The organism is Nostoc spongiaeforme FACHB-130 (genome assembly GCF_014698475.1).
Taxonomy (GTDB): Bacteria; Cyanobacteriota; Cyanobacteriia; order Cyanobacteriales; family Nostocaceae; genus Nostoc_B; species Nostoc_B spongiaeforme.
Window position 1 is genome coordinate 1 of the sequence record NZ_JACJTB010000086.1, and the last position, 12132, is coordinate 12132.

Sequence of the window (12132 nt, forward strand, 5' to 3'; positions counted from 1 at the left end):
CAGCACTTTCTTGAACTTCTAGATTGAAAGGGCGTGCCATTGCTTCCTCATGAGTCTTTTTCTTCCATGTTCTTTATTCTACAGTTCTATGCACGCTCATTTAGACTTGGTATTATAAGATTGATAGCGTCACGCACCGACTACCAATTGTGACACTTACGTATGTTATGTAGATATAAGTTTTGTTGAGTAAATAAATTAAATCATTTATTTTTTAGAGTACCGTTAACAAATAAAAAATGACCATTGATGAAAAATTGAGGATAACAAAATGGCAGCTAAAAAAATCTTGATGCTTGTAGGCGATTTTGTGGAAGATTATGAAGTGATGGTTCCCTTCCAAGCTTTGCAAATGCTAGGACACACTGTTCATGCTGTTTGTCCAGACAAAAAAGCTGGTGAAAAAGTCAGAACCGCAGTTCATGATTTTGAAGGCGACCAAACTTATACTGAAAAACCTGGACACAATTTTACTTTAAACGCCACTTTTGCTGAGGTAAATGTTAATACTTATGATGCACTCGTTATACCAGGAGGACGCGCACCAGAATATATCCGCTTAAATCAACAGGTATTAGAAATTACTCGTCATTTCGCTCAAGCCAATAAACCAATTGCTGCTATTTGTCATGGCTTACAGGTATTAGCTGCGGCTAATGTGTTGCAAGGCAAAAATTGTACAGCTTATCCAGCTTGTAGTCCAGATGTGCGTGCAGCTGGTGGTAATTATGTCCAAATCCCAGTTGATGAAGCCATTGTAGACGGAAATTTAGTCACAGCACCAGCTTGGCCTGCACATTCCCGTTGGCTGGCTGAGTTTCTCAAAGTACTTGGCACTAAAATTGAACATCCAGAATTTACCCAAGTTTAAGGATGAAATATAAAATTAGCCAAGCCTTATACCTCAAAAAAGTATAAGGTTTTTTCTTCATTTTTTCTCAGAATTCTGGAGTCAGAATTCTGAAAAAAAATGAGATTGCGATAAATGTCTCAATATGTTGCAAATACTACTAAAAATTTCAACCATTACTGCACATTTTTTGGTCGGGGGCTTTGCATAACATAAAATCTATGTATTATGAGAAATATTTACCAACAAACAGGTACATAAGACACTAAAAATAGCCATAATGCTTGTCAATATGAAGTGAGATAATTTTAAATTTTGCATGAGAAAATTTTGAATTTCTGAGCAGAAACTAAAGCTATAGTGGATTTAGTAATTCTGCTGTCGGTATGGCTAAGGTTAAGTCATCCTACCAGAATATTTTATGAATTAGTTTGGGAAGACACTCTAACTCGATGACAGGCAAAAACGCAAGACATAACGCTTTTCTGCGGCTGGTGTCTGGTAATGCAGCAGCTTTTGGTTCAGAATCTCGTTACCCGCTACACGCAAGTAAAGAGATGGTAATTGGACGTGACCCCAGCTGTCAGGTTGTCTTGGATGCCATGATGTATCGAATGGTATCTCGTCGTCATGCTGCGGTTCGCCCTCTCTCTTCATCTCCAGATAATAAATTTACTTGGGTAATTTGCGATTTAAACAGTGCTAATGGTACTTATCTCAATGGTCAACGTTTTTATGGATGTCAAGAATTACAATCAGGCGATCGCATTTCTTTAGGTAGTGATGGGCCACAATTTATTTTTGAGTATGACTTGATACCTCAACCAACAATGATGACGAAACAAAACGCATCATTGCCTTCTGCTGCTAACTTTCAAAACCATACCCAAATCAAACAGCCTGATTCAGTTAGCTTTACACAACTTTTTCCCATTATTTCTACTGGTAAGGATTTAACTCGTAAAGCTTACCTTGTCCCCGGAATACTTACAGTAGTTTTTGTAGTGCTGATGTTTGCTACTGTTGGTAGACCACAGGCTAACCAAGTGATTGTGGCTAGTTACATTGGCTTTGTAGTTTACTACTTTGTCTATCAACTTTGTGGTAAGCCTAAACCTTGGTGGGTTCTCATTGGTACGGCGCTGACTACAGCTTTAATTTTGCTGAGTCCAATTTTAGATTTATTTATCTTTATTTTTCGTGTCGTCTTGCCAGGGAACTTAGCCGCCGCTCAAGATGCTACGATTACAGAACTTTTCATCCGAATGTTCTTTGGTGCAGGGTTGATGGAAGAACTGCTCAAGGCTTTGCCAATCTTAGGCGCATATTTCATTGGCAGTAAATTACCTTCACCTTGGCGCGAAAATATTGGTGTGTGGGAACCTCTGGATGGTATTCTTCTCGGCACAGCTTCAGCTTTGGGTTTCACACTTTTAGAAACTCTGGGACAGTATGTACCAGATATTACTCAAAATGTGAGTCAACAAGTTGGTATTGGTGCGGCTGGTCAATTAGCCGGGTTACAATTGCTGATTCCGCGTGTTTTAGGCTCGGTTGCGGGTCACATGGCTTACAGTGGCTATCTGGGATATTTTATTGGGTTGGCTGTTCTCAAACCCAGTCAGGGTTGGCAAATTCTTTCTATCGGCTACTTAAGTGCATCTGTACTTCATGCTTTATGGAACGCGCTGGGTTCGATTAACGCTTTTTTATTGGTGGTGGTTGGAGTTTTAGCTTACGCTGTGTTGATGGCAGCAATTTTAAAGGCGAGGGCATTATCACCAACGCGATCGCAAAATTTTGCAACTCGCTTTCTCGGCCCTAAATAAATCTCTCGCAAACCTAACCGATCAGGGTAGAAGTCATAAATTTGCTTTCTGCCCAGTTTTTTCTATCTCAAGATAGATTGCTTTGTTGGGAAGATTGTCTTAACTTGACTTTATTCTGGGAGTATTTTATCTAAAATGAAGTTCATATCGAAACTTTAGCATTAACAACATTCACACTATCGACAGAAATTGAATCTTAGTTCATGCTTCCGTTTCTAACTTATCTATTTGTCTGAGTGCATAGTAAGCGATCGCTACACTCACTTTGGCTTGCTCAATTTCTGATAAAGTTGCCCAATCTCGATTTTTAATTTTATTCATAACTGATGTCAGACTTTGCTTGTCGCTACTACGCATCGCATAAGCATAAGGACGAGCAAAAATTTCTATATCGTCGGTTTCCCATGCAGGTAATACTGTTTGAACACATTGCACTAGTTGTTCACTGATTGATTGCTGCATAGCTGTCACTTCTGTGGCTTTTTGGGCGATCGCATTTAACCAACCTGTGGGTACGCCAGCCGCAAAGGTGCTATGTAAAGTTTCACAAAGACTGTCAAAAATGCTGACTTTTGTATTACATTTGTAATCAGCACAGTTTGTCACCTGAGACCATAACCCATCTAGCTTGGCGTAAAAAGATTGGGATCTAGTATGTAGTTCTTCCTTTAGGACATCTTGCATCGCAAACTGCTGTTCTAATTCATCAAAATATGCTTCAGATTGCTCATCGGCAGGATTCCAAGGATAAGCCACATCTTCGGGTTTTAGCAGTAATTCGAGGAATTCTAATTCAGCTTGAGTGGGCGACGATGGGATATTGTTGGAATTGTCGAATTTGTTAATCATTGTGTTGACTCCTGATGAATTATTTAGCAGTACTGACTGCTACAAGTTGGAAATTAGAATTTCCGCAAAAATGAACCTGATTTTTATTTAGTAATTGAATCGGAAAAAATTTCATAAAGTCAGCATAAAGCGTGAAGTATACAGTTCACTGTAATTTTTATTCTGAAAGAAGGCTTAATTTTCAATAATAAACTCCCAAGTTTCATTGCCAGAATTGCCAAACTTTAACTTAGCTCCAGGTTGTAATAGTACTTCTTCCCGGAGAATTTGTTGCCAGCCATTAGCACTCAGACACCAAGTTGTACCGTAAGTTGAGAGATCCTGTAAATAATAAGTTTGTACTGGAGTATTACCAGAATAAGTATTACGACATAAAATTTCGGCATGACGCTTAGAAACTGATGGTTCAGGAATTATAATATCGTTGTCTTGAGTGCGACCAATGCGAGTTACACCGACACGTAAAAACCAAGTTCTACCTCCTGGGGAGAGCGATCGCAAACAAGCTCTAGAAGTAGCACGATTTACATTAATAATTGAGATATCTGGTAACTCTGTAATTCCCTCATCAATGCTTTTAACAAGTTCGCCATTGAAATCTGGATGTAAATACAGAACTGGTAAAGTCCAAGCAGGTTGGTTGAACTTATACAGTGTTAACATTTCTTGGCGAGCTTCTGCCACAGCTTCATCGATGGGTTTGCGCGATCGCAAAGCTTCAGCAAAAGCTTGAATAAAACTGTGACTTTCATGGTCAGCAATCACATCCCGCATTCCCAAAACCGCAGGTACACCATGCCTAATTAGTACTTCTGCTAAACTGCTGGCGGGAATTGCTTGGTGATTAACTGCTGCTGGTTGCGCTCCCCAACAAGCATTAAAAACGGCTAATTTTAACCCACTCCGAGTTAAGACTTGCGCCAATTCTATGCCATTGAGTGTCTTATCGGGACGCAAAAATAATAATCCTCCATCTGGCCCAGGCAATCCATGACCAGCGTAAAAAAATATATTGTAAGCTTTAGTTTCTAATTCTTGAATCAAATCTTGCGGTGTTGGTTGAATCAGCGTTTTAACCATACAAGGAGCAAACCCAGAATAATTGCGGTTGATTGGCGGCTGATTCTCCAAGATTTGTTGCAAAATACTTGCTTCTTGTTCTAGTTCCAAGTTTTCATCATGACCTAATACCAGCAAGATATTTAAGGCCTGATCTGTACGTAAAAATGGTAATGGTTCAACTTCACTAGTGGTACGACTAAACAGCAAGTCCTGAGAAAGCGAAATCGCGGATTGTCCGGGTTGACGCTGCATAATTTCCCAAGGTAAAGCAATCAAATCTGGGTCACGAATTTCGAGTTGAAAGCGTAAACGGGTATGTTGTCCCATCGCAATTCCACAACTGCGTTCGAGACTACTGAGAATTGGCCCGTCAAATACCCAGCGCCACAAATACAGCCCTAAGTATTGCATTAAACGACCACTGTAACCAGGCATGTGACCGGAAGTAGTGCTACCTAAATTCAAGGCGAGTGGGTTAGCAGGTTGAGGCGCTGTGTTGGCTGTAACATTTAAACCACTGTGTCCAGCAAACATTTGCTGCCACTCTTGCCAAACTTGATTCAGTTCAGCAGGCCATACACAGTCACGCAGAACATAGCCACTAGGGTAGGGAGCTTTGACCACCCAAATGGCAAAGCTATCTGTGCCAGTATTGATGAGACGGGCGATCGCTAAGTTCAGGGATGGCATGGGTTCTTTAAATTAAAAGGTAGAAACCAAGGACTTGCGATAACAATTTTCCGTAAGGAAAACTCTTCGCCTGGAAATTTTAAATCTAGTTATTAAATGTATTATTCCAGGCTTTTACAAGTTTATCGAGTATTTGTTGCATTTTCACCTTGGTAGATGCAGGAGTTTAACTATCTGACGATTGAGATAAGTTGTCGCAACTACTGGTGTCGGTTGATTGGAGTACAGAAATGCCTTGACGTTGCAGTTGGGCTAATTTAACTCGCAGTGGTTTGTCAGGTTGAGGAGATGAGGTATTTCCTAAAGGGCAAAGCCGCAATTTAACTACAGATTCCTGAACATTGGGTGTATCTCCTGGTTCAATTTCCACCACTTGCATAAAACTACCACCTTCTAACTTCTGATCATCCAAGGTGATTGCTTGGCTATTAGTAATTACCCAACCAGGAGCCAGGTTATTGAGCGATCGCTCATTCGTGGCGGTAGGAGTTGGCTGTACAGTGGGGCTAGGATCTGTAGTTAAGAACGGCGATGACATAAACAATCCACGCACCAACAGCCCTAAAGAACCTGCGGCGATCGCAATAATCATTGGCACAATCAAATGCAGTGGCAGTTGTTGAAGAGAACTCGACTTATGTTCGGGAATTAAAGTTTTCTGCTCAGAAATATCTTCTAGTAAAGTTGGTTGTAAGGGCTTAGGTGCAACTTTAGCAGTTGTAATACTAGGAGGTTCAACAATCACTGCTTTTAAAGTAAGTTCTGGCTCAACATATTTCACTTGATAATGAACTAAAGCGATCGTCACATTATCATGGCCATTCTTAGTGTTGGCAATTTCCAGCAATTTATCAGCAACTGTGACTAAATCTGTTTCTTCTGTCAAAATTGGTAAAATTTCTGTTTCCCAGTATTCTTCCACGCGGTCAAAGTCGCTTAAGCCATCAGATGTCAACAGAAACACAGCATCTTCATCCAAAATAAACCTCTGCGCTGTTGGATGTAATGCTGTACTAGAACTCATCCCTAATGCCTGAACCAAGGAACCCGAACCACTCTGCTGCACTGCTTCCCGGTAAATGGCATACCCCAAGCGTACTTCCCTAGAAGCAACATCATCGTCCAAAGTAACTTGGTAGCAACCATCCCGTGTAATCCAATAAGCACGACTATCACCAACATGGGTAATATACATCTCATGGGCTACTGGCAACGCCATCACCAAGGTTGTACCCATACGTTTTCTCCCCTGGCGATTTTCACTGTCATTGCGCTGGCTAATTTTGTCATTAGCAACTGCCACAGCTTGCTCTAAGTCTGCCAGCAGCAATGAGGGATCTATATGGTTGTAAGGAACTTTGGTGAGTTGTTGAACTTGTTGCTGAATAGTGTCAATTGCTAAATTAGATGCGACATTCCCACCTTCATGTCCACCAATGCCATCACAGACAATAGCCAATGCTGTAGCTTGCGGTGGTTTACTCAACATTGTGCCACTTGGTGGATAACAGGCATCTTCGTTGCGTTGGCGTTTTGGGCCAGTGTCCGTTTTGGTGATAATTTTAATTTTTGGCGATTGTAACTCGCCTAATTCTGCTAATCCCCGGTCTAAAACTGAGATTAGCACTTCCGCAGAATTGATTTCTCCGTGAATCAGATAATTACTAACTTGGTTCACAAATTCTGCAATGACTGGTTTGGTGTCTGGTAATAACTGCTGCCAAAATTCTCCTAAGTCAGATAATGTTGGTGTTGCAGTGTCAAACCGCAATTCTAACAAGCGCACTAAAGGCCCTTCCACCCTTAACAAGTGAGCTTCCAGCAAGCTAGAAGCAACACCTTCACTCACCAAAGGCTGCCAGAGATGTGCTAATTGCCAGAGCCAATTCAGTTGACGTATGGAGGTTGCATTGCGCCAGGCAGTAGTTAACTGCGGACACAACCTTAATTGAGCATCTGTCGTCGGTTCTGTGAATAAAGGCGGTTTTTCTAAAAGTAAAATTTCTTTACGAGAGCGTCCATCTTTGAAAGATAGTACCCCATATACCTGCGGTATATGTAAGCGGTAGGGAATTAATCTCAAATAAGCTCTAATTGCTTCTAAGTTTTCTGTTTCTAATCCGTGAGGGAGTAATCCAGGCTTAGTATCTAAAACAACAGATTTATTTAGGACTAAATAGCGATCGGCTAATATTTCTCCAGGACTACCCACATTTAGAACATCACCCACAACCCAGAGATATCGTTTGGGTAAGGGTGTAGAACATCGTTGACAAAACTTATGAGTCAGGGGGTTGGCAGCCTGACAAAGTTCATTTGGGCAGTAAAGGGTTGCCGCATCATTTTCCATAGTGTTCGCACTGATTAGCGATTGGCAATTTCTTCAAAACCATAGGCAGTGAGCAGTACTAGGCTGCTCTTGTTTCTGCAAACAGACAGACATATCCCACTGGGGATCATGATTCTAGCTGGGAAACACCAGTCAATGCTAATACTTAATTGAGAGAATTTATGCAAATATCACACTCCTTGGCCAATTCTACAGCCTCATCATAACTTTTCTTGTTCTATGACTTTCCGTTGCCAGTGCAACTAACTTTCAGCCTGTCAACAAAGCTTAACCTTTACTTATGTGTAATTGGTTGCTTTGAGTTAATTAGAGCATTAGAAAGCCCTACATAATACAACCGTTTCTTTAATTTATAAGTCAATATGGTTTAGTTAAAGTTAAAAATCTCCAAATTTACCTAGAAACCTGGGTGATAAACCTCAATTTAAACTAAGCTGATGTGTTTTACTGAACTATATGGGCTGATCGGTTACAAACTGTAAATTAATTTTATTTAAGAATTAAAAAGTTAGTTATTAAACTAGCTAAATTGGAGTTATTACTCTGCTAAAGCCAGGATCTGAAAAATTTTTTTACTTTCTCAGTAAAGGGTCAAAAATTTTGCGGCACTCCAATTAGATGATTGTGGATAAAGTTGTTGTGTAAGAAAGTATCACTCAGAATGCAGTAGTCAGAATAGTGACAAGAACCAGAAAAAATTGTGAAATCACCTCTAAATTCTGACTTCTGGCTCCAGAGTTCTTAATTCTGATGATTTTGTCTTCTATCAAACGATGTAATTTTGCTAATGATCAAAAAAGTAAAAATCTCTATTTTCTAAGATATGGTTTCCAAACATAGCTTGATGAATATATATCGATTATTAGGTGAAATATAGCAGCGACAAATTGACATCTCTAAAGAGATAGGAGTGAGAATACACATCACTCCTAATCTCTTGGCTATTGAATAATCAGACTTATGCGCCAACCAAAGCTGAATCTGACAACTTTTATTCTGGCTGCTAAGGATGCAAAGTCTTCATCGCTATTGATTGGTAACTCTGTGCTTGCTGTGCAGGTTGCTACTACTTATCGTCTACAGCCACTTGGGGAACTCCCATACTGTAATTTGTAACGCGAGCAGATAGATTGTAGCTGATTTCGCCTTTTTGGAGGAGCGATCGCAGATAATGCTCCAAATCTGAACCAATGCGGCGTAAGTTGTAGTCTGTCAGGTCTGCACCACTAGAAGATTCTACCAATTCGTCAAATTTACGATAAATTTTTTGTAGAGCATCTTCATTCCAATTAAATTCGTTGTCTGGGTCAACATCCAACGTTAAAACTTGATTACTGGGAACTAGTTCGCCATCCCGGTCAATTTCTGCCGCAAAAATGCGGATATGCCGGGTTGTGGACTTGAGCAGCATTGGGTTGTCCATAGAATGGTGTAAAGGTTTCAGTTGATTACACTGAAATCATTGTAGACGGTTGGCCAGCCCTAAAATCTGCTCTATCCATAAGCTTTCATTAATTCATCAGTAGTTAATTGTTATTCTCCCCATATAACTGCCTCTTACTGCTTTATTTTTGGGTGAGATTTTTGAGTGTTGCTATTGCTAGTAGTGCCGGACTTATTTTTTGTGCAAATAACTCATTTATACCTACATACCATTACTTAAACTGCTAATCTTTGATTTTTATACGTCAGTTCTTACTTGATTTTTGACTACCGAAATTTCATAGCTGCGGTTTTCGTTTGCACAATGCACAAAGTTACAGGTTTTTGATGCAGATGAATTCTGACTTTTGTACTTAAAATAAGTTACCAAACGCTGTATATTTCTCTACTCAGAATCAATATTTTACTCTTAATAAATTTATTCATCAAAATCTCCTGAAATTATTGGTGAAAAAAACTAACATCAAGTGTTTTCACGTAATTATGGTGAAGCTTCCTCTAGGGTTAATTAAATTGAAAAAATACAGCGATTTTACTTACGTATAATTACCAAAAAGTCAGTAAAAACTCGAACTGTTATTGACGTTAAGATGAAGTTGATGTAAAAACCTTTAAAAAGGTAGAACAACTTCTTACAGAAACTTTATTGTATAGAATCTTAAAAACTGAATAATAGTGATGGTTTACCTAAACCAGTTCTGAAGGAAGAAGATTATAACTTCAGGTGTGTAAGACTAGTGAGAAAAAACATAGGAGATAAAAATGAACCCCAGAATGAGATAAGTTAAAAATCTTAATTTACAGCGGTATAGATTCAAAAAAAAGATAAAGGATGTTTGCTGAGGATAATAGTTCCTCAATTTCATGACTACCAAGTAAAAAAATCCGCAAAACTTATGAACTCAAAAGCATTACCACGCCAAATAAATAATATTGAAGTCGGTGTTTATGAATGCGAGATTCATCTCAAATTCCGATTGATTGAGGAAAAGAGCCTTCTGGGCGATCGCGAGCAACTGTTGCAAGTACTCCTAGACGCTTTAACTGAAGGTTCTGATGATTTTTTAGAGACGCTGCAAGCCTCGGTGAAAGCTCAGGAAGTCTCAGAATTTAAGGCATCACCCCAAATGCGTCGTCAACTGATGCGCTTACGGAATGCTGCTGATAACACTCAATAGTCGGTTCTTCAGCTCTCCAGCAATTGAATAGCGATAGTTGATGAATGAAGCATAATTAAGGTAATTTTTGCAGTTCGCTCATTCCCTGTGCTGTGCCATAGCATCATGAAGTTGGTTTTTAACCTCACTACCAAGCTGCAAGCTTAATTTCTGTTGCCTTACAAAAACTTTATCAAGCATCTAAAAGTAGCTCCAACCCTGACATCAAGGAAAAAGATAAGCTGCTAATCAATAATTTGATGCTTACAGTTTAGGAAGATTTATCTACCTGTAAAATTTTTCTCACCAGGGTGTCGCTTTGGCAAGAGATAGCATTCCGGATGAATCTATAGTTATTGACTATCTCAAAAGTCCAAAATATCTGGCAGATATTGATTGATGTCTGATGTAGTTGAATAATTTGGGTAAGACGCTAGACTCAAAAAGTTGCACCAACTTGGAAAATGATTGCGAAAGCTAGATTACAGAGCAGCTTACCAATCCAACCTTCCAAAATCTAGAATCTCAAGTTCAAAATGGTATTACCTTTCCAGTTTGGCAAAATACTTGTTTAGTATAGTATTAGGAATGTATTTTTATAGACTTTTCAACCAGGAGCTTGTTGATCATCAAAGCTCCTGGTTGTGTCATGTTTAAGCGTGAAGTAATTATGTTGTGTAGCTTCCCTATATTAAGTTTTAAGATGGCTGGAATAAGTATTAGTTCCTAATTGAGACTGAAAAATTCCAAAATTACTCCAAAATTTTTACTTAGCCAGACCGTGTTCTAGTGCAAAACGCACTAATTCTGTACGGCTATTGGTGCCAGTTTTACTGAACAAGCGGCTCACGTACTTTTCTACATTCCGAACACTAGTTTCTAAGCGACGAGCAATTTCTTTATTCATCAGCCCTTCAGCTACTAGGTTTAAAACACTTTGCTCTCTAGGGGTCAAGTCAATTTTGAAGGGAGCAGGAGATTGAGCGATCGCACTTCTTTGTGTTAACAGAGCTTTGATTTGCGCGATTTGATTGGCTAATTCGGCAATGTCCGGAGTTTCGCTGTCTTCACCTGTAAACGTAGGCTTAACAAGACGACGAGCAAGTAAGTTTTCTACTATTGCTACTAACTCATCTGGATCAAAAGGCTTTGGTAGATATGCGTCAACACCTGCTTGATAGCCTTGAATGCGATCGCCTGTCATACCCTTAGCAGTTAAGAAGACAACTGGTAGTGATTGAAAGCGTGGATCTTCTCTCAATTGCTTCAAAAACTGATAGCCATCCACTTGGGGCATCATAATATCAGAAATCACTAAGTCAGGTGTGTTCTGTTCCATCAACTCCCAGCCTTCACGGGCATTACTGGCAACTTGAACACTAAAGCCGCTTTCTTGTAAGTAATCCTTTACAGCTTCTCTTAATCCTGGTTCATCATCTACCAGTAACAGTTGTGCTGACATTTAACACTTCCTTAAGTCTACCTTGTTCCAATTTAGCGAAAGTTGGCAGCCAATAGTTATAAGAGTTTGAGAGAGTTATTGCTTAAGTCCTACAAATCTTAGTCCTATACATACACCCCTCCCCATACATCTATACCCCTCATCTTCTCCTCAACCCTTGACTTTTCATTTTTATGCCTAAAATTACCAACGCCAATATAACTCCAGTAGTTATAAATTTTACTTATATATTTATTCAGTAAATCTTTCCTCAGATTACTTTACAAAACGCAATAGATACCTTTAAGATATGTAACAACAGGTGAAAACACCTGAAACATACATAACAAAGCAATCATAAAGACATGACAGCAACCTTACAGCAGCGCAAAAGCGCCAACGTATGGGAGCAGTTCTGCAACTGGATCACCAGCACCAACAACCGCCTATATATTGGCTGG

8 protein-coding genes are annotated in these 12132 nt (G+C 39.5%); 3 read left to right on the forward strand and 5 right to left on the reverse strand.

Annotated features, from left to right (window positions below):
- The first annotated feature begins 271 nt into the window (after positions 1–271).
- Together H6G74_RS30450 and H6G74_RS30455 are read left to right on the forward strand one after the other, a co-directional pair.
- Entirely contained in the window at positions 272–871 is a 600-nt protein-coding gene (locus H6G74_RS30450; RefSeq protein ID WP_190971242.1) for a DJ-1/PfpI family protein, read from the forward strand.
- A gap of 431 nt (positions 872–1302) precedes the next feature.
- Positions 1303–2679, forward strand: a complete 1377-nt coding sequence (locus H6G74_RS30455) for a PrsW family glutamic-type intramembrane protease (RefSeq protein WP_190971243.1) — start codon at positions 1303–1305, stop codon at positions 2677–2679.
- 201 nt (positions 2680–2880) lie between these two features.
- On the opposite strand, the gene H6G74_RS30460 is transcribed toward H6G74_RS30455, so the two are convergent.
- The 4 genes from H6G74_RS30460 to ndhM all read right to left on the reverse strand — a co-directional run bounded on the left by H6G74_RS30460 (position 2881) and on the right by ndhM (position 9053).
- On the reverse strand, positions 2881–3528 hold the full coding sequence (locus H6G74_RS30460) for a hypothetical protein (protein ID WP_190971244.1): 648 nt from the start codon (positions 3526–3528) through the stop codon (positions 2881–2883).
- A 174-nt stretch (positions 3529–3702) separates the two neighbouring features.
- A complete protein-coding gene (locus tag H6G74_RS30465; RefSeq protein WP_190971245.1) occupies positions 3703–5280 on the reverse strand; it encodes a CHAT domain-containing protein in 1578 nt (525 codons plus the stop codon).
- 166 nt (positions 5281–5446) lie between these two features.
- Complete coding sequence (locus H6G74_RS30470) at positions 5447–7630, reverse strand: protein phosphatase 2C domain-containing protein (protein WP_190971246.1); 2184 nt, start codon at positions 7628–7630, stop codon at positions 5447–5449.
- A gap of 1066 nt (positions 7631–8696) precedes the next feature.
- The gene (ndhM, locus tag H6G74_RS30475; RefSeq protein WP_062289938.1) at positions 8697–9053 is read right to left on the reverse strand and encodes an NAD(P)H-quinone oxidoreductase subunit M; all 357 of its coding nucleotides are present in this window, start codon (positions 9051–9053) and stop codon (positions 8697–8699) included.
- Between the two features lie 916 nt (positions 9054–9969).
- Here ndhM and H6G74_RS30480 point away from each other — a divergent pair.
- Positions 9970–10251, forward strand: a complete 282-nt coding sequence (locus H6G74_RS30480; RefSeq protein ID WP_062289935.1) for an Npun_R1517 family heterocyst differentiation transcriptional regulator — start codon at positions 9970–9972, stop codon at positions 10249–10251.
- A 745-nt stretch (positions 10252–10996) separates the two neighbouring features.
- Here H6G74_RS30480 and H6G74_RS30485 read toward each other — a convergent pair.
- Positions 10997–11692 (reverse strand): response regulator transcription factor, encoded by a 696-nt coding sequence (locus tag H6G74_RS30485; RefSeq protein WP_062289932.1) that lies wholly within the window; start codon positions 11690–11692, stop codon positions 10997–10999.
- Positions 11693–12132 lie beyond the last annotated feature (440 nt).